The organism is Daejeonella lutea (genome assembly GCF_900168015.1).
GTDB lineage: Bacteria > Bacteroidota > Bacteroidia > Sphingobacteriales > Sphingobacteriaceae > Daejeonella > Daejeonella lutea.
Window position 1 is genome coordinate 556,251 of sequence record NZ_FUYR01000001.1, and the last position, 19,966, is coordinate 576,216.

Here is a 19,966-nt window from a genome sequence, read left to right on the forward strand (position 1 = left end):
GAATTAACGTGTACTCATTCTCCATTCTCTGCCGGGTAGGTCCGCGCGAAAACTTTCAATATTGCCCTGATCCTGCATAGTCACGTACACTGTTCTGCCATCTTTGCCTCCAAACGCGATATTGGATGGTTTTTTTCCGATTAAAGTAATTTCACGAATGACTGTTCCTTGCGGTGACAGTTTTACCACAGTACCTTTGCCAGGGCGTGTTACATAAAGGTTGCCCTCCACATCACATCGCATTCCATCCATTCCAAAATCCGCAAATTCGTACAGGATCCGTTTATTACTGATTTTACCTTTCGAGAGATTGTATGCGAGAACCTGACGTGCATGTGTAACATAGAGGGTTCGATTGTCCGGACTAACCTCAATTCCATTTGTGGTTGACATGCCAGTTTCAAGCAGGTTGACATTACCATTTTTATCGATAGTCCATATTTTTCCGGTTCTGGCTTTCCAATCCGGGTCGCTGGCATACAGCCGGCCATTGTCATCAATAGCTATATCGTTAGGCTGAGCCATTCCTGGCTCATGAGCATAAACTGATATTGCCTTCGTTTTCATATTCACTTTCAGGATATTGTGCTTTGTGTAGTCGGCAATAAACATATCTCCCTTCTTGTTAAAACGGATACCATTGCCAATACTTCCTGCCGGAAGTTCGATAAACAAGCTTGCCGAACCATCGGGCGTAACCATTCCAATCGTTCCTTCCTTCGAGAAGTTTACGGCATATAATACTCCATTTTTGTCTACACCCGGTCCTTCGATACCTGATGTAAAACTTTTGACAGGTGTTAAAACAGATGATGTAAAAAGTGATTCGGGCTTTTCCTGGGAAAACGAAGTGTTAACAAGGAGAGAGAAAATCAGAGTTAAATTTGCTACTATTTTATTCATAATGATAAGATAATTGAATTTCTGCTCCGCTTAAACGGATGAAATAGGTAAAATGTAAAATATTCGATCGCCCTTGTCCAATTTCCTCAAAATAATCTTACTTTTCCACAAGGGGTTTTTAATTTGTTTTCCTTAATAAAGTTAGTACATTCGGGTACGTAACCGCAAGTAATTTATATTAGAAGTAAAGCCGTATTTTAATGAAGAGATCAGAAAATGAATCATCTGCAGCAGCGACTGCTGAAAAGAGTACCTGGAGTAAAATAAAAACAATTTTTCTTTCCCTGGGGCCGGGAATAATTATCGCCTCGCTTGTTTTCGGGCCGAGCAAAATGACTATTACGTCCAAACTGGGTTCGCAATATGCATACGATTTGCTTTGGATAATTGTGGTAGCCATGTTCTTTATGGCAATTTTTACAATTATGGGAGCCAGAATTGGGGTGGCAACTAAGCAATCACTACTTAGCACGATCAGGCAAAAATGGGGAAAATTGGCAGCCATTGCTGTAGGGATTGGAATATTTTTAGTGACAGTTTCCTTTCAAGCCGGGAATTCTGTTGGCGTAGGTATAGCCTTGGGAGAGGCGACCGGTACTCCGCTTCTTGTTTGGATTATCTTTTTTAATTTGCTAGGAATCAGCCTTTTATTTTTCAGAAAATTTTACAAAGTTCTTGAGAAATTGATGATTTTCTTGATCTTGCTTAAACTATTTGCTTTTGTGACTACTTTTTTCCTGGTAAAACCAGATTACGCTGCAGTGGCGGCAGGTTTCATTCCCGGTATTACCCCAGGATCTCTCGGATTGGTAATTGCATTCTTCGCGTCATGCTTTTCGATAGTAGCAGCTTTCTACCAGTCATACCTTGTACAGGAACGTATAAAGTTTAACCCTGAAATCGAGGAACATAACAGTAATAGTATAACAGGCATTTGTATACTAGGAGTGATGACTGCTATCATTATGATCTGCGCGGCAGCAGTTCTTAATAAGCAGGGAATTACTGTCGCTACTGCTTCTGACATGGCGAAGGCTTTGGAACCACTTTTTGGCAGTTACGCATCGACATTGTTCCTGATAGGTTTATTCGGAGCTTCATTCTCCGCGCTTGTTGGAAATGCAACATTAGGGGGAACTTTATTAGGTGACTCCCTGGGATTTGGAAGTCAGCTGAGCTCTACAACTACAAAACTGTTTATTGCCTCTGTAATGATTTTTGGGGCAATTATCGCAATCATCTTTGGTAAGCTGCCTCTTGAGCTGATCGTATTTGCCCAAAGTGTAACTATCTTTTTAGTGCCGTTTATAGGAATTGCTATGTACGCAGTTTCAAACGATCGTGCAATTATGGGTGACCGGGTAAATTCAACATTTTTTAAGATTTTTGGCGCACTCGGATTGCTTATCTTATTGGTGCTTGCTATCAGCAATGTGAATCAGATATTCTTCAAATAATTGTAACGATGAAATGTTCAGCTTCCTTAGGACAAATGCGTTTACGTACACTGTTTAATTTTACATATTGCTAACGATAAAGATTATCACTTTCCAGAATGAGTAACGAAAAACTAAAGATATATAACGCCCGAGTTCTAACGCCATACAGGATCCTCGAAAACGCCTCGATACTTGCTAGTGATGGCAAAATAAGTCATGTTACCCAGGAAAAGGTCGATTTTTCCGATGCTCTTGAGATCGATGCAGGCGGTAAGTACGTTTCCCCTGGCTTTATCGATATCCATGTGCATGGAGGTGGCGGGCACGACTTTATGGATGGTTCGGAGGAGGCATTTTTGAAGATCGCTGAAACCCATGCCAAGTATGGAACTACCGGCCTTATGCCTACCACTTTGACCAGCGAGCTGGATGAACTGTATCATACTCTTGATCTTTACAAACAAGCGGATAAGAATAATACCAAAGGTGCTCAGTTCCTTGGAATGCACTTGGAAGGACCTTATTTCTCCATGGCTCAGCGCGGAGCGCAGGATCCGCGTTATATCCGCAATCCGGATCCCAAAGAATACATGGATATTCTTTCCCGATCTTCCGATATTAAACGCTGGAGCGCAGCCCCGGAGCTTCCGGGAGCTATTGAATTTGCCAACCACCTTCGTTCCAAAGATATTTTGGTTGCTATGGCGCATACAGATGCCATTTATGAAGAAGCACTCGTGGCTTTTGAAGCTGGGTACACACTGGCTACGCATTTCTATTCCTGTATGTCAGGTGTCTCGAGGCGCGAATGCTTCCGCTATGCTGGAGTGATAGAAACTGCTTACCTATTGGATGAGATGGATGTTGAGATTATTGCTGATGGGATTCATCTTCCTGCGCCGCTTTTAAAGCTGATCTACAAAATCAAAGGCCCGGACCGGATTGCGCTCATCACGGATTCAATGCGGGCCGCAGGTATGCCTCCTGGTGAAAGCATATTGGGAAGTAAGCATAACGGTTTGAAAGTGATTGTGGAAGATGGGGTAGCCAAACTGCCAGATCGTGCGTCGTTTGCAGGCAGTGTAGCTACGTGCGACCGACTGGTGAGGAATATGATCAATATGGCGGAGGTTCCTTTGCTTGAAGCCATTAAAATGGCTTCGCAAACTCCAGCTAATATTCTGGGTCTTGGTCAAAGTAAGGGTTCCCTTATCAAAGGCAAGGATGCCGATATAGTGATCTTTGATGAAGACATCCGCGTAAGCACCACAATTGTAGGGGGAAGGGTAATTTATAATAACAACTAGGTTTGAAATCGATTTATAAAAGATTGAGTAGTTAAGACGATAAGGAAATGAGAGAATTTAAGAAAGAGAAGCTGAACGTTAAAGTATTTGAAGACAGGCCTCAGCTCGGTACTGCCGCCGCCGACACTTTTACTAAAAAGGTTGTTGAATTATTGGAAACTAAGGAGTATGTCAATGTAATTTTTGCATCCGCTCCATCACAAAATGAGTTTCTTGCGGAATTAAATAATAGAGATGTGGAATGGGATCGGATCAATGCTTTCCATATGGATGAATATGTTGGACTAGATAAAGACCATCCGGCAGGTTTTGGGAATTTTCTGAAAGACCGCCTTTTCCAGAATGTAAGCTGCCGCGAAGTTCACTATATGAACGGAAATGCTTCGGATATCCAGCAAGAATGTAAACGCTACGCTGGTCTTTTAACCGAATATCCGACCGATATTGTTATCCTTGGAATAGGGGAGAACACTCACCTCGCATTCAATGACCCGCATGTTGCTGATTTCAATGATCCGCTGATCGTAAAGGTCGTAGATCTGGACCACGACTGCCGTATTCAGCAAGTAAATGACGGGTGTTTCCCGAGTATCGATCAGGTACCCACCCATGCTCTGACGATTACGATGCCCGCATTGTTTAAGTCAACATTTGCTTATGCAATCGTTCCGGGTACTTTCAAAGCAAACGCAATTGCACACACGATAAACAGCGATATCAGTGAACTTTATCCGTCAACAATACTTAGAAGGCATGATAATGCCACTCTTTTTATCGATGAGAACAGTGCATCAAAGCTTTAGGCGAAAAAATTAAGAAATATAAACTGAATAGAAATAAATGTAATATGAAGAAAAATACCACCGTTGCAGCCGGGTCTTTAAGTCAAAGGGATACTGTCACAGGAATGATCATTATTGGCTTTATGTTCTTTATGTTCGGGTTCACATCCTGGATCAATGCCATATTAATTCCTTATTTCAAAGTGGCCTTCCAGCTTAGCCACGTTGCCTCGTACCTGGTGACATTTGCATTTTATATTTCTTACCTCATATTTTCAGTTCCAGCATCGTACCTCCTAAAAAATGTCGGCTTCAAGAAAGGGATGATGATCGGCTTTTGGGTTATGTCTGCGGGGGCGCTATTATTCGTGCCTGCAGCGATCACAATGACCTATGGGCTGTTTCTGCTTGGTTTATTTTCTATTGGTGCGGGACTCGCATTACTACAAACCGCGGCAAACCCGTACATTACAATTTTGGGTCCGAAGGAACGAGCAGCACAGCGATTTAGCATAATGGGGATCTGCAACAAAGGCGCAGGAATTTTGGCCCCGCTCTTGTTCGCGGCAGTTATATTTAGGGTGTCTGACAGTGATATGTTTGACAAGCTGGCGATGATGAGCGAAGCCGAGAAAAATGCGGCATTACATGAATTGATCCAACGCATTATCATACCTTATGCTTGTGTTGGAGCTTTCTTATTTTTATTAGGCTTATTTATCCGTTTTTCACCCTTGCCTGAAATCGATACCGAACATGAAGATAAAGACCTTGCATTAGCTAACTCATCAAAAACAAGTATTACCCAGTTTCCACACCTGGTTTTAGGTGCTATCGCTATATTCTTGCATGTAGGTACACAGGTTATCTCTATTGACACCGTGATAAGTTATGCAGGAACAATGAATCTGAACCTGATCGAAGCAAAGGTATTTCCATCTTATACCCTCACTGCGCAAATCTGTGCCTATTTTGTCGGGATTATATTTATCCCGAAATTTTTCAGCCAGCTAACAGCGCTAAAAGTAAGTACAGTATTCGGCCTGGTCCTAACCCTGCTCATTATATTCGCGAAAGGAGAGGTAACCTTTCTCGGTCATACTACCGATGTTTCAATATGGTTTGTAGTAATGCTGGGTCTGGCCAATTCACTAGTTTGGGCAGGAGTTTGGCCGCTTGCGCTGGATGGATTAGGCAGGTTTACTAAGATCGGCGCATCGCTGATGGTTATGGGTTTGGCAGGAAACGCCATTCTCCCTCTTGTTTATGGGTACTTGGTTGATATCTCGAACGCACGTGAAGCATATTGGGTACTATTCCCATGCTATATGTATTTAATATTCTATGCTTTCAAAGGTTATGCATTGAGAAGCTGGTCAAGGTAACAAAACGATTACCTGATTCTGGTTTATGGGGGATGACTGGTGTACAAAGCACCTGGTATCAAGAATTGTTTTGCCTGACTTTTCGATCAAAAGACTTCGATTATATAATTAAACAAGACTGATATGAATAAACTAGTACTTTTTTTGCTGGTAGGTTTAACCCTGACTATTAATCGTGCAGAAGCACAGAATCGGGTGCCCTATAAGCTGTTTAATGACTTTGAGACTGGAGAACTTTACGGCTGGGAAACCTATCCTTATGCTCAGGATATTGCCTTCGATGCGCTTTATTACGCTAGAAAAACCCCGACGTATAAAAACAGCAAGTATGCACTTGCAAGACCGTTTAAAGCACACGATACAAACGAGCTTTACCAAGGTTTCACGAAGAGATTAAATTTATACACATCGGCCGACACAAGAATTAAGGCTGCAATTTATTTCCAAAGTGACCGAAATCCTGAATCTCTAGAATTGTCCTTAGGAACGTTTGATGGGAAGAGGTATATGCACACAATTACAAAACCACTGGCAAACACCTGGCTCGAACTGGATCTTCCCATTTCTGTTTTCAACCTGAATGGGCAGGCTCTTACACCCAATGAACACATTCAGGTAATCACCATCAAAGGATCTTACCCAATTGTAAATTACCTCTTCACCTACACAATTTTAATGGACGACTTCCAGATCAATGGTGAGCGGGATCGTTCTTTCACAGCGTCTGAGCCAGTTTCAACTAATTTCGAAATGTTTGAGACCACAATTCTCAATAAGCATTTCTTTTATGGTGACAACATTAATTTGCGGGTAGCTCCGGAAGGAAATATTGCGCTGAAGCAGGTAAAAGGAACATTAGTTGATAGCAAAGGAATTATTGTAAAGGACAATGTATCGTTGAAACAGAATGGAAGTGAATGGGAAACTGGTCCTGTTTATAAACTCAATTCGAAAGATGTTCGCGGTCAATGGGAGTTTCGTGTGAAAGCTCAGGATGAGAATGGTGGTGATTTAAGCCAAAGTTTCCGTTTTCTTGTCCCTGGAAATAAGATCAGTGAGCATCCTAGATTATTTTTCTCAGCAGACGAGCTTAAAACACGACTTGCCAATGAGAAATCACCAGTTGCCAAACGTATTCTTGATCATGCGCTTGAAGAAAAGAACTTCATGAAGGTCAACGTCGATGCAATAAAGGAAGGTGTGGACCGTACGGCGGAAAACCTTGTTGGGGGGCCCTATGCGAGAAATTCTGTGGGTTATAATGCCTATGCGGAATGGAATAATCCAAACGGCGCATTAGGGAAGGTGATTGAGGAAGGCAGTTTTCATTATGCATTTACCGGCGACAAAGCTGCAGGTGAGCAGGCAAAAAAAGCTTTACTCAAACTGGCCTCTTTTACCAAATGGAACAGTGACTGGATGCTTGAACGTAAATTCTGGACTTATTATCCTGTAGGTTACACCATCAAACCAGTAGCATATGGCTATGATATGCTTTATGACTTGCTTACTGAGCAAGAGCGTGCTCTTGTTCGAAACGCTATAATGGAAAAAGGTATCAAGTTATTTCAACGCGATATGGTTGAAATGAATCGCATGCCGTCGAATCAAACCAATCATATTGCCGTACTCGTTGCCGGTTTCGGTATGGCTGCAACAGCTATTTATGGTGACGATCCCTCCAATCCATATCTGGAGCCTTACCTTTCTGGAATCATTACAAAAGCAAAAACCTTTATCGATCGCACTTACTACGAAGATGGAAGTTACGGAGAGCCAAAAAGTGGTTATATGAATATGGCGACCAAAGATATTGTTGAAATGCTCGCGGCTATTGAAAGAAATTTTGGTGTGGATTATACTACTACCACTAATTTGCCTAATTACTATAAATATCCGCTTCAGGCAAGTGCATCAAATGGTTTATTACAAGACTTTGGTGACGGAGGTGGACCGCAGGGTATCGGTGTCGCGTTTGGTCCGCAGGTGCATGCACAATGGCTGGTGAATCGAACAAAAAATCCTTTTTTATATCACTATGTAAAGCCATACTGGGAATCCGGGAAGGGTGGATTTCTTGGATATCTTTGGTACCGCGACGACATAACACCGTCAAAGCGAGAGATTCTTCCAACATCCAAAGTGTTTTCGGCTCAGGGAATGGTGATGCGCTCGGGTTGGGATGAGCCGGCTACTATCATCACTTCGAGAGTGGGACCAAATTCCAATCACTATCATTACGACCAGGGGAGCTTCCAGATCATAACAAACGGGGAAGCGCTGTTGACAGATCCGGGAGTGGGATATTTAGGCTATTACGCGAATCTGGACTATCTGGGATATAACGTAAATTCCATCGCTCATAATGTACTTTTGGTGGACCACGACCCAGAAAGCCAGGCGCCGGCACACTACGATAATGGTATTAAAGCCCTGACAGACTGGCCGCGCATGACTCACACTTTCATTGGGAAGAATGCAGATGCCCTTGAAAGCGACCTCGCAACTGTTTACAAGGATAAACTTGAAAAGTATACCCGCACACTCCTTTATACAAAGACGGGTCCTATATTCTTGTTCGATCAAATTAAAAGTAAATCTTCGAAGGGACATGTATACGACTGGTTGTTCCACGCCCCGGCGAATGACGGAAACCTAAGTTCAATTACTTATAAGGATCGCAGGATGCAAATACAGCGACCAAATGCACGTCTTACAATGGATGTAATTTCACCAGATATTGCAAACTCAAGGATTCGCGACCGCTTTTCCAATAAGACCTATTCCGAAAGCTTCCTAAGTTTGGAGACCAGGCAAGACCTAGTCTCAACAAATTTCTTCGCAGTACTTTTACCTGAAGCAAAGCCCTCTACAGGAGTATATGTTTCGCCGGCAACCACCCGCATAGATGCTCCAGGGTGGATTGGGGCAAAAATCGTCCACGGCAATGGTTCTGATCTGGGCTTCTTCAAAACTGACCACACAGGGACGACCACGGCAGGCGATTTTACAACGGATGCAAGCCGTTTTACTGCCTCTTTTGATAAAGCAGGAAAATTTGTAAAAGCATATTTTGAAGGAAGTTCTTTTGCCGGACAAAGCATTTCAGTAAAAGCTCTCAAACCTTTGACAGGCACAATTGCTATCGATGAAAATAATACCGAAATTGAGGTGGAAACAGACGATAGTAATTCCCTTACCGTTTTTGCTTCGCAGAAGCCTGGCAGGGTACAGTTAAATGGAAAAGCAACGTCTGCCTGGAGTTATAATCAGGAAAGCAAGTCCATAACAGTTAAAGTTCCTGCAGGGAAAACACAGTTATGGATTGGTACAGCCAAATAGTAATTCTTTAATTAGCCAGAGAATGAGAAAATTATCATTCATAATTGCTGTGTTAGCAGCAGTAAATTTACAGGCTCAGCAAGCCAAGGTTATACCGTCAAATCCCGATGTGGTGTTAGAGCCATGGACCTATACCGAGAATTTTGAAGACCGCGAGCTCGGTGCCTGGGCTTCATACCCACACTGGCAGGATATTGCCTACAATCAGGATTTTCGGCCGAACGAAATGGTGCCCGGTGATGCTAATATTTCAGTTGTTCAAAAAGTCACAGCATTTACAAATGTTGATGCCTATGCTGGCGCGCAAAAGCTCCTCGATATGTATCTGACCCCGGATTCAAAACTTACTTTCAGGTATTATCTGAAATCAAATACTGTTGCTGAGAATTATAAGATAAGATTCGCTGCGGGAGAGTATGGTAAGTTAGATTATACAATCAGTAATCCTGAACGGAACAAATGGGTAATCGCATCACTAAGTTTTAATGATATTGCCAGGGAAAACCCATCGGTTGCTGGAAAAAGTAAGGTCAGGATTTATGCCTTGGCGTTTCTTGCTAAATTCCCTTCGGCAGATCCTAACATGCCCATTTACTTTGGGATAGACGATATTTCACTAACAGCATCACGTGAAGCAAATTTCCGTTTTTCAATGCCGGAGATGTTTAAACTTCCGGAGTATGCATCCTATATTCCCAAAAAACACTATTACCAGAACGATAAACTTCAAGTATCCGGAGACTGGCCTGTACCTGCAAAAAAAGTTAGCCTTGAAATAGTATCATTTGCCGATCCAACAAAATCATTCCATAAATCAGACCTCAACAAAGGAGCGACGGGCTGGACGCTGAAACCTTTGACTCTTTCCTTTCCTAATGGCCTTTACATTGGAAAGCTCACTGCACGGGACGGAACCAAGATACTGGCCGCAACAGAATTTACCATTCACATTGCGCCGGAAAATATCGCGGGAAAACATCCCCGCCTGATGTTTGACGCCGACAAGAAAAATGCGCTTAAAACCAAACTTCAGCAGCCTGAATTCAAAAAAGTTTTTGATGATATTCTGGTTTCTGCAAAGAAGCAGCGTGAGAGCATACCGGTTAGTACGTTAATTTATGACCTTGATCAATTTCCGAAAGAAGACTGGCTGCCAACATGGAATGCATGGGGGAATAAGATTTATCACACAGGTGAAGCGTTGCGATTAAACGCCAGGGCCTATGCTTTTCACGGAGATAAAGAAGCAGGGTCATATGTTAAAGATGTGCTCTTAAAGCTTTCGGAATGGCCGGACTGGACACATCCCTGGCAGACAAACCGTGGGCGCTACAGCGAACATCGCACTGGAAGCTGGGCCCACAGAGTGGCTGAAGCGTATGATCTTGCATATGATGTGATGAGTCCTGAAGAACGCACTAAAGTTCGCAAGGCGATTATGACAAATATCGTAGATGGCGCGCACAGGACTTACGTTTATAACGACGATATCACGGCAGCGACATCCAATTGGCTGGCTATGATCCTTGGAGGCTCACTTATGAATATGGCGGCAGTTTTTGATGATGGACCGGAGACTCAAAATCTCGAGCCGTATTTTACCGGTGCAATGCTGAAATATTACAAGTTTATCAATAGAGTGGTGGATTCAAAGGATGGCGCCTGGGGAGAAGGCTATGGTTATAACAGCTACTCTTTTTCAAATATGTCATATAGTCTACCCTCATTAGAAAATGTGTTTAATGTCGACCTGACAGCACCACTTGAGGGCACCTATAAGGAGTTCGTCTATGCTGGAAATATAAAGAACAAACTCTGGTTTGAATATGGCGACTCAAAAGGTGAAATGACCCCTGCTAACTTCTGGGCATTTCTGCTTGAAAAACGCAGAGAACCTCGGCTTAGCTGGTTCTATAATTTCATGAAAACAGGTGAGACATTTGAAGACGTATTATTCGACGTTGAGGGAATCCCGCAGGATAGCCCTTTTGATGAAAACCCTGTTAAGGCATTTCGTGAAATCGGAACAACTGTATTTAAAAGCGGATGGGAAAAAGACGATTTTGCTTTTGTGATGCGCACGGGCGCATTCTATAATCACCAGCACATCGATCAGGGGAGTTTTTGGCTTGCCGACAAAGGGCAGATCTTCATTGAGGAACGACATTTAAAGAATTCAACGTACTATGATGATCCATTGTATCAGCCTAAGCTGATCCAGCCAGTTGCGCATTCAACCATTCTGATTGATGATAATGAACAAAGTCAGCGTACGGGTGATCATCTGAACTTTGCACCGGGATTCAACGACCACGCGTTTATCGCGAACTTCCTGGATGGTAAAGATGCTGCGTTTTCATCTGGCAATATCGGCAGGTTGTATTTTGATAAAGTAAAATCGCTATCAAGAAATGTTGTTTTTATCAAACCTAGAACCATCCTGATGCTCGACACAGCCATACCATCTGAAAAGGATGCGAAACTTACCCTATTGTATCAGACGGCTGAGTTGGATGACATAATAGCAGACAATAGCAATTCAACAATTACCAAGAATGGTGTTACCTTAAATTTAATGCATATAGCACCATCAGCAGTTGAAAGTAAGGCAGTTGAAACTCCCCATTATCTGTACACTTTACAAAGGGAACGGCATTTAAAAAAAGAGGGCATGCTAACAGTATCGGCTTCCACCAAAAACGGTCAGCCTCTGGTGATGGCTAATTTACTGACGACAACGCAGGGCCTTACTGCGGATATAAAGGCTATACAGGGCGACGGCTTCGTTAGCGGCACTGCATCAGGCAAAACCTTCGCGTTTAGTACCAGTCCAGGCAAGACGTATAATGCTCCCGATGCTCAGTCTGACGCCGCTGCAATTGTCTGGAGCCCGGACCGGGTGTTCGTCGCGCTTGCTAAAGTATTTAATGACGGTTCGGGCGGCAGATCGCTAAGCTCGGATGTGCCCCTCAGTTTTGAATTTTCTCCTGAAGGCTTGAAATATTCAGTTGACAAGGGTGCGAAACTGAAAATTGGTAGCGCAGCAAAACCAACTAAAGTAGAATTAGACGGTGTAGCAGTTCACAATTACACCTATGATAGTAACAGTAAGACAATCTCTCTGGATATTCCGTCAGGAGAAGGATTTTTGAGTATTACGCTATAAGTTATACGTAATAGGTTTTGACTCCTTTTTATCTTTATTATCTTGCGCATGAATGATGATACATAATGTATCATGTAGAACTTTAAACGTACAACGTAAATGAGCGAATTCTCACTCGAAAACAAAGTAATTATCGTCACCGGAGGAACCGGTATTCTTGGTAAATCATTCATCGAAGGAATTGTAAAGGCCGGTGGTACAGTTGGTATCCTCGGCCGGAATAAGGATGTAGCGAACGAGCGAGCCGATCTGATCAATAAAAATGGTGGTAAAGCAATTGCGCTGATTGCAGATGCAATGGACGAATCACAACTCGTTGATGCGAAGAATAAGGTCCTGGATGCTTATGGAAAGATCGATGGGCTTGTTAACGGAGCTGGAGGGAACCAGCCTGAAGGAGTCCTTCTCCCGGGAGCCGATATTTTTAAAATGAATATCGAGGGAATGAAAAAAGTGATGGATCTTAATACCTGGGGAACCCTTATTCCCAGCCAGATATTCGGTGAGGCGATTGCTCAAACCTCTGAAAAAGGGAGCATCGTGAATATATCATCCATGAACTCGAAACGGGCGATCACCCGCGTGCTTGGATACAATATGGGGAAAGCAGCTGTTGATTGCTACAACCAATGGTTTGCCGTAGAGCTTGCTAACCGTTATGGAGATAAAATCCGCATGAATGCCCTGGCACCCGGATTTTTTCTTACGGAACAGAACAGGAACCTGCTCACCAATCCAGATGGAACATTCACTGAGCGTGGTCAAAAAGTAATTAGCCAGACACCGTTCAAAAGATTCGGGCATCCGGATGAACTGCAGGGCGCTCTGGTTTGGCTTTTAAGCGACGCATCGAAGTTTGTTACTGGTTCTATGGTTTGTGTCGATGGTGGTTTCTCAATTTTTGGAGGTGTATAATGAGTGCTAATACGGAAAAGGACCGGAACTTTCTTATGCAGCAAACGATGCGCTGGTATGGACCGAAGGATCCAGTGAGCCTGTGTGATATCAGACAAGCCGGTTGTACGGGTGTCGTTACAGCCTTGCATCACATTCCTAATGGTCAGGTATGGACTGTAGAAGAAATAGAGAAACGCCGCATTGAAGTGGAGCAGGCGGGTATGATATGGAGTGTCGTGGAAAGTGTACCTGTACATGAAAATATAAAAACACAAACAGGTCCTTACCTGGAATATATTGAAAACTATAAACAAAGCATCCGGAACTTGGCAAGCTGCGGAGTACTATGCGTCACTTATAATTTCATGCCTGTCCTCGACTGGACCAGAACGGACCTTTCTTACACTGTGGAGGATGGTTCGAAGGCCCTTCGTTTTGAAAAAGCTGCGTTTATAGCCTTTGACCTGTATATTTTGAAACGCCCCAATGCAGAAAAGGATTATACTGCTCAGGATATTGAGCGTGCTGAGAAGCGTTTCTCCGCAATGTCGGATGAGGAAAAACATAAGTTAACCCGCAATATTATCGCAGGATTACCAGGAAGTGAAGAAAGCTTTACAATCGAACAGTTTCAGCAAGCCCTAAATACCTACAAGGGCATTGATCGGGACAGGCTGCGTAGCAACCTTATTTACTTTTTGAGCGAAATCATCCCTGTTGCCCAGGACTCTGGTGTAAATATGGTCATTCACCCGGATGATCCGCCATACGCCATTCTAGGCCTGCCACGGGTTGTAAGTACCTCGGAAGATATCGATGCTTTAATCTCCGCAGTTCCCTCATTAAATAATGGCCTGTGCTTTTGTACAGGATCATTTGGGGTCAGGGAGGATAATAATCTGCCTGAAATGGTTAGCCGCTATGCCGATCGGATTAACTTCATACATCTCCGCAGTACCAAAAGAAATGAATTCGGTGATTTCTTTGAAGATAATCACCTGGAAGGGGATGTCGACATGTACGCTGTGGTTAAACAAATCGTAGAGATCTCGCGCAGAAGAAAAATCTCGATCCCTATGCGCCCGGATCATGGCCATCAAATGCTGGATGATCTCAAAAAGCATACTAATCCAGGTTATTCTGCTATTGGCCGTTTGCGGGGATTGGCAGAGTTGAGGGGATTGGAATGGGGAATTGCTTGTTCGTTTAGGAGCAAAGAATAAGGAACAAAGAGCAAAGAATAAAAGCCGTAACGTAACCATTTTGATGGGAGGACCATTTTAAATGTAATACCCAAAGTCCTTATTCTTTGTTCTTTATTCCTTTTTCGGTCTTTCTATATTATTCCTTGGTCGTTTTTGGACATCTTTCCCTGAAATCTTTTCCCTGAATTTGTCTCGATTCCTAATACAATTCTCGCTACTCAATTCCTGCTACATCTCTTCCCTAATTTCGCTATATTGGTAGGTCGAATCTATCCATACGCGACAGTAACGGGACTATGACTGAAGTCGACTTCATCACTAAGATTAATAATGGGGATTTAAAGGCATTCGAAGATGTTTTTAAATCCAATTATGCCAATCTTGTCCTTTTTGCGAATAAGTTTCTGAATGATGTTAATGTTTCAGAGGAAATTGTTTCAGAATCCCTTACTTTCCTTTGGGAAAAGCGCGAAACCTTGGCTTTTACCTCCTCAGTTACGGGTTATCTGTATAAAATGGTCCAGAACCGGTCCTTAAATTACCTGAAGCATCAAAAAATCGAGAATGACTATGTCGGTTATCTGATTAGAAATAAACTGATTGACGAAGTTCCGGAGCATCCTACTGACCCATATCTGGAAAAAGAAATGGCGCAGCAGATAAAAATTGCAATTGATACCCTTCCCGAAAAATGCAGGCAGGTTTTTGTGATGAGCAGGTTTGAATATTTGAAAAACCGGGAAATTGCCGAAAGACTGAATATATCTCAGAAAACGGTAGAACGCCAGATCACTATCGCCCTCGATAAGCTTAAAAAGAGCCTTGAATATATCCTGGGCGCAGTTCTGGTTTGTTTTCTCTAGTGAATTAACAAAAAATTAATATTTTTTTAATACCACTTGGGGGTAAGGGGGGTGGCTGATTGTCTTTATTCTACAAGCATGAACGAAAACGACAAAATTTTAATTGTTAAATATATAACCGGCCAGTCGTCGGAAGAAGAAACGGCCATGGTTAAATATTTGATTGGCAGCAGTAAGGTGCATGAGGATTTTTATGTACAGTATTATGAGGCATGGCAAAAATCACTACTCTATGATCTCGATGCAATCAATACCGAAAGAGCTTACTCAAACTTTTTGACTGGTGTTGGCGAAAATGCGGTCATAGTAAGAAAACCAATCATAAGCCTTGCACGAATTGCAATTGCAGCCTCGGTCATTTTGATCTGTGCGATCGGCATTTATTTTTATCAAAGCAGTAAGGCGACGTCTTTTGCCGGAGCAGCTTTGGCACAAAATGAAATTAATGTTCCGAAGGGATCTACCCGAAAAACAGTCTTACCTGATGGTACCATTGTTTGGATTAATGCAGGTACCGTACTAAAATTTGACAAGGATTTTGGGCACGGTTCAAGGACGGTATATCTCGATGGAGAAGCTTACTTTGATATAGCCGAACATAAAAGCCCATTTATAGTGAAAACTAACCGCCACACCATCAGGGATATAGGAACTATTTTCAATGTTAAAGCTTATGCTGATGATCTGGAGTTCGAAACTGCGGTAATTGAGGGAGAAGTATCTATTGAAGGAAAGCTGTCTCTTAATTCTGATAAAGCGGAGACTGTGTCCGTCAAACAACAACAGGTCCTCAAGCTGAACTATGCTCCGCTGGCTGTTGCTGGAGAGAAAAAGTCTGCACCTGCCGACCTCATCGAAGCAAAGGTTCAAAAGGTCAATTCCTCACAGCTTGAAGTGTATACAGGATGGACTGAAGATTTGCTGGTTTTCGAAGGTAAGACCTTTCAGGAAATCTCCAAGATCATGGAAAGAAAGTATGATGTTGAAATTGTGATGAACGATATAAAGCTTAAAAATTATGCCTTTACCGGGAGCTTTAAGAAGGTTGATAAGGTGGAGAAGGCACTACAGATATTGAAGGAAACAACAGATATAAATTATGAACAAAAAGGTCGGATCATCACGATCTGGGGAAGTGAAAATTTAAATAGCGAAAGCCTATGATATAAAGCCAGACCCTGAAAAAAAACCGAGGATGCGCTAACATCCCCGGTCCTGCAATCAATAGCTAATACCCAATGCTTTGGGAAGCCAGTATTAACTAAAAACAGTCAAAATTATGATTATTCTTTATCAAAAAACACTATGCGCTGAATTTCGGCGAAAAACTATCCGGGCTATGAAATTAATAGCGTTATTCACGTTTGCGGTGATTGTACAGCTTCATGCCGAAGTTCATTCGCAATCGTTCAACTTCAATGAGACGAACACCACTGTCAAACAGATGTTCAAACAAATTGAGAAAAACAGTAAGTACTCAATATTTTATCGCCTGGATCAGGTTAACCTGGATCAAAAAATTAGTGTCCTCGCAAAACAGGGTACTATTCAAAATGTCATGAGCCAGGTTCTTCAAAACCAGCCACTAACATTTGAGGTGGTTGATGAAGTAGTGGTGGTTAAGCTTTCCGAGACATCTGCAGCAGATGTCAGAGACATTGTCAGAGGACAGGTTACTGATGGAACGGGGCAAGGTTTGCCAGGGGTTAGTATAAAGGTTAAAGGCAGTAATATTGGAACTTCTACCGATGCTTCAGGAAATTACTCATTCAATTTTCCAGTTAATTCAACCCTCGTTTTCAGTTATATAGGCTTCATTACCCAGGAAATTCCAATGAATGGCCGTTCGACAATCAACGTTCAGCTTGCTGACGATTCTCAGGCACTGAGTGAAGTTGTTGTAACAGCATTGGGTATATCCAGAGATAAAAAAGCATTATCGTACGCACTTACCGAGGTAAAAGGCGATTCTTTTACACAGGCAAGGGAAAATAACTTAGGAAATGCTCTTTCCGGAAAAGTAGCTGGGGTGAATGCGAGTAGCACAGCTACCGGTCCAGGGGGTTCAAGCCGTGTGGTTATTCGAGGTAATGGCTCGTTTTCTTCAGATAACCAGCCATTGTATGTGGTGAACGGGGTTCCGATTAACAATTCAAACAATGGTACTCCAGGAACCTTTGGAGGCCGTGATGGGGGTGATGGTTTGATTAGTATCAACCCTGATGATATCGAAACACTTTCGGTTTTAAAAGGGGGACAAGCAGCCGCACTTTACGGATCACGGGCAGCTGCGGGTGTTATCCTTATTACCACAAAGTCAGGACGTGGATCGCAAGGTTTGGGTGTGGATTATAATTCCACATTCACTACCGATAACGTGATCACAATTCCGGACTGGCAATATGTTTACGGTCAGGGAAGTCTTGGATTAAAGCCGACAGACGCAGCACAGGCCATGTCCCAGGGTAGGCTTTCATGGGGACCGAAATTAGATGGATCGAGCGTGGTTCAGTTTGATGGCCAAAGTCGCCCGTATGTTGCACAAAAAGATAACAACAAAAACTTTTATAATACCGGTACTACTTTCTCGAACAACCTTGCATTAACAGGCGGAAACCAAAATGCGAACTTCAGGTTCTCGGTTTCTGATATGGAAAATAAGGGAATTGTTCCAAATTCTTCCTTGAACCGGAATACCTTTAACCTTGCGGCAAATGCTAATATCAATAATAAGATCACGTTTGAAGGCAGTGCACAATACAATATTGAAATAAATAAAAACAGGACTAATATTGGCGATTTCACTCAGAATCCAAATGCGTCAGTTGGGGTAATGGCTACAAGTCTTGATGTTAGAAGCCTGGAGCCGGGGTACAATCCTACCACCTTGAGGGAAGTTCAATGGGCTGATGATCCATTTGTTGCAAATCCATACTTCGCTGTAAATAAACACCAGAACGAAGACCAGAGGCGCCGTATAATTGGTTCATTCAGGACCCGATGGAATATCACTGATTTTCTTTACGCTCGTGGTGGTGCTGGTATCGATTACTTCACGCGTGAGAACTGGCAAATTGGAGCAACAGGTGCGTTGACAAATCTTGCAGGAACCTACCAGAAAGGTAGAACCACTGGTTATGAAACTAACATCGAGGGATTGTTAGGATTTGATAATGTCTTTGGCAAATTTTCCGTGAACGCTTTTGTAGGCGGAAACATGATGTACAATCAGAGTGCAACCAACAGCTTGAATAGTGGTGATTTGAATGTTCCTTATAACTATTTTATTTCGAACGGTAAAAGTCAGTCATTCAGCGAGAGCTTCGGAGAATCAGCTATTAATTCTCTCTTCGGTTCTGCTGATATTGGATTTAACGACTACCTGTATTTGACTCTTACCGCTCGTCAGGATTGGTTCTCAACACTTTCACCGACAAGTAACCATGTACTTTATCCGTCTGCTGGACTTAGCTTTGTAGCATCCGAAGTATGGAAATCTAAACCAGAATGGCTTGACTTTGCGAAAATCCGTGGATCATGGGCACAGGTAGGTGGTGGTACCCCGGGTCCTTATGGATTGGATTTGACTTACACTGCTGGCGCAATAACGCACCTTGGTCAGCCTTTGATGACGGTAAACGGAAGCACTGTTCCAAATCCCTTGAAGCCGTTCACGTCGACAACCTCTGAGGCGGGATTAGAAACCAGAATGCTTGGCGGGAGATTAGGCCTTGACCTGACACTTTACCAAAAAATTACTACGGATGATATCGTCAATGCCACCATCCCAAATACAAGTGGGTTCACATCTGTAAGATTGAACGTGGGCGAAATGAGAAATCGTGGGATAGAAATGCTGTTGAGCGGTACCCCAATCAAATCAAGTACTGGATTTAATTGGGATGCTAGTTTGAACGTAGCATATAATGACAACGAGGTTGTTAGTATTGCACCGGGCTTGAGTACACTCGCAGGCGGATCTCCAAGAACACAGAATGCTTTTGTAAACCATTATGTCGGCAAACCGTTCGGAATGGTATCCGGTTATACGTTCAGGACGGATGCAAGCGGTAAAATTATGTATAATAGCGGAAGCAGCTTGCCAATGCAAAGTGCCTCAATCGTCGATCTTGGCCGCGGGGTGCCACCGCTAACTATGGGATTGTCAAATAACTTCAGATACAAAAATTTATCTCTTGGAGTTCTTCTTGATGGTAAATTTGGCGGTGTTTTGTACACATCTACAAATGCTTACGGTACAAGTTACGGGCTTGATAAGCGGACCATCGAAAATGGTGTTCGTGAAAACGGGGTTTCATTGAATGGTGTTGATCAAACAGGTGCTCCTTTCGTGAAAACCATTCCAGCCCAGCAGTATTACCAGGGAATTGCATTTGCCATTACCGACCAGTTTGTCTACGATGCTGATTTTGTAAAGCTTCGTCAATTAACCCTTGGGTATACATTGCCAAGAACGTTGATTGCCAAGACACCTTTACAGTCAGCCAGCTTGTCGCTAGTAGCAAGAAACCTTTTCATGCTGCATAACAACGTGCCAAATGTCGACCCGGAATCAAGTTACAGCGTTAGCGGTACTTCATTCGGACTTGAAAACTTTGGAGTACCCACAACTCGCAGCTTCGGTTTGAATCTGATGGTTAAATTCTAGTATTAAAG

Annotated in this window: 12 protein-coding genes; 11 read left to right on the forward strand and 1 reads right to left on the reverse strand. The window is 42.8% G+C overall.

The features are described 5' to 3' along the window. Positions 1 to 3 precede the first annotated feature (3 nt). Positions 4 to 903 (reverse strand): SMP-30/gluconolactonase/LRE family protein, encoded by a 900-nt coding sequence (locus B5X60_RS02500; protein ID WP_079701071.1) that lies wholly within the window; start codon positions 901 to 903, stop codon positions 4 to 6. Positions 904 to 1,103: 200 nt separating this feature from the next. Between B5X60_RS02500 and B5X60_RS02505 the strand changes: the two genes are divergently transcribed. The 11 genes from B5X60_RS02505 to B5X60_RS02555 all read left to right on the forward strand — a co-directional run bounded on the left by B5X60_RS02505 (position 1,104) and on the right by B5X60_RS02555 (position 19,958). After that, positions 1,104 to 2,360, forward strand: coding sequence for an Nramp family divalent metal transporter (locus tag B5X60_RS02505; protein ID WP_079701073.1), 1,257 nt, complete (start codon positions 1,104 to 1,106; stop codon positions 2,358 to 2,360). 98 nt (positions 2,361 to 2,458) lie between these two features. After that, positions 2,459 to 3,649, forward strand: coding sequence for an N-acetylglucosamine-6-phosphate deacetylase (nagA, locus tag B5X60_RS02510; RefSeq protein ID WP_079701074.1), 1,191 nt, complete (start codon positions 2,459 to 2,461; stop codon positions 3,647 to 3,649). 47 nt (positions 3,650 to 3,696) lie between these two features. Continuing rightward, the gene (locus B5X60_RS02515) at positions 3,697 to 4,452 is read left to right on the forward strand and encodes a glucosamine-6-phosphate deaminase (protein ID WP_079701075.1); all 756 of its coding nucleotides are present in this window, start codon (positions 3,697 to 3,699) and stop codon (positions 4,450 to 4,452) included. Between the two features lie 44 nt (positions 4,453 to 4,496). Further along, positions 4,497 to 5,816 (forward strand): sugar MFS transporter, encoded by a 1,320-nt coding sequence (locus B5X60_RS02520; RefSeq protein ID WP_079701076.1) that lies wholly within the window; start codon positions 4,497 to 4,499, stop codon positions 5,814 to 5,816. A 123-nt stretch (positions 5,817 to 5,939) separates the two neighbouring features. After that, positions 5,940 to 9,158 carry a DUF4962 domain-containing protein gene (locus B5X60_RS02525; RefSeq protein WP_079701078.1) on the forward strand — a complete coding sequence of 1,073 codons (3,219 nt, stop codon included), beginning with the start codon at positions 5,940 to 5,942 and terminating at the stop codon, positions 9,156 to 9,158. Between the two features lie 22 nt (positions 9,159 to 9,180). After that, entirely contained in the window at positions 9,181 to 12,324 is a 3,144-nt protein-coding gene (locus B5X60_RS02530) for a heparinase II/III family protein (protein WP_079701080.1), read from the forward strand. 99 nt (positions 12,325 to 12,423) lie between these two features. After that, positions 12,424 to 13,239, forward strand: coding sequence for an SDR family oxidoreductase (locus tag B5X60_RS02535; protein ID WP_079701082.1), 816 nt, complete (start codon positions 12,424 to 12,426; stop codon positions 13,237 to 13,239). Then, positions 13,239 to 14,444 (forward strand): mannonate dehydratase, encoded by a 1,206-nt coding sequence (uxuA, locus tag B5X60_RS02540; protein ID WP_079701084.1) that lies wholly within the window; start codon positions 13,239 to 13,241, stop codon positions 14,442 to 14,444. The genes B5X60_RS02535 and uxuA overlap by 1 nt, the downstream gene beginning before the upstream one ends. 278 nt (positions 14,445 to 14,722) lie before the next feature. Beyond that, a complete protein-coding gene (locus B5X60_RS02545; protein ID WP_079701086.1) occupies positions 14,723 to 15,289 on the forward strand; it encodes an RNA polymerase sigma-70 factor in 567 nt (188 codons plus the stop codon). Between the two features lie 78 nt (positions 15,290 to 15,367). Next, positions 15,368 to 16,453, forward strand: coding sequence for a FecR family protein (locus tag B5X60_RS02550; protein WP_079701088.1), 1,086 nt, complete (start codon positions 15,368 to 15,370; stop codon positions 16,451 to 16,453). A 175-nt stretch (positions 16,454 to 16,628) separates the two neighbouring features. Next, the gene (locus B5X60_RS02555; protein WP_221406192.1) at positions 16,629 to 19,958 is read left to right on the forward strand and encodes a SusC/RagA family TonB-linked outer membrane protein; all 3,330 of its coding nucleotides are present in this window, start codon (positions 16,629 to 16,631) and stop codon (positions 19,956 to 19,958) included. Positions 19,959 to 19,966 lie beyond the last annotated feature (8 nt).

Coding starts and splice junctions, on each gene's coding strand:
- B5X60_RS02555 (WP_221406192.1), top strand. CDS start 16,629: ATGAAATTAATAGCGTTATTCACGTTTGCGGTGATTGTACAGCTTCAT.
- B5X60_RS02525 (WP_079701078.1), top strand. CDS start 5,940: ATGAATAAACTAGTACTTTTTTTGCTGGTAGGTTTAACCCTGACTATT.
- B5X60_RS02520 (WP_079701076.1), top strand. CDS start 4,497: ATGAAGAAAAATACCACCGTTGCAGCCGGGTCTTTAAGTCAAAGGGAT.
- nagA (WP_079701074.1), top strand. CDS start 2,459: ATGAGTAACGAAAAACTAAAGATATATAACGCCCGAGTTCTAACGCCA.
- uxuA (WP_079701084.1), top strand. CDS start 13,239: ATGAGTGCTAATACGGAAAAGGACCGGAACTTTCTTATGCAGCAAACG.
- B5X60_RS02535 (WP_079701082.1), top strand. CDS start 12,424: ATGAGCGAATTCTCACTCGAAAACAAAGTAATTATCGTCACCGGAGGA.
- B5X60_RS02545 (WP_079701086.1), top strand. CDS start 14,723: ATGACTGAAGTCGACTTCATCACTAAGATTAATAATGGGGATTTAAAG.
- B5X60_RS02515 (WP_079701075.1), top strand. CDS start 3,697: ATGAGAGAATTTAAGAAAGAGAAGCTGAACGTTAAAGTATTTGAAGAC.
- B5X60_RS02530 (WP_079701080.1), top strand. CDS start 9,181: ATGAGAAAATTATCATTCATAATTGCTGTGTTAGCAGCAGTAAATTTA.
- B5X60_RS02505 (WP_079701073.1), top strand. CDS start 1,104: ATGAAGAGATCAGAAAATGAATCATCTGCAGCAGCGACTGCTGAAAAG.
- B5X60_RS02550 (WP_079701088.1), top strand. CDS start 15,368: ATGAACGAAAACGACAAAATTTTAATTGTTAAATATATAACCGGCCAG.
- B5X60_RS02500 (WP_079701071.1), bottom strand. CDS start 903: ATGAATAAAATAGTAGCAAATTTAACTCTGATTTTCTCTCTCCTTGTT.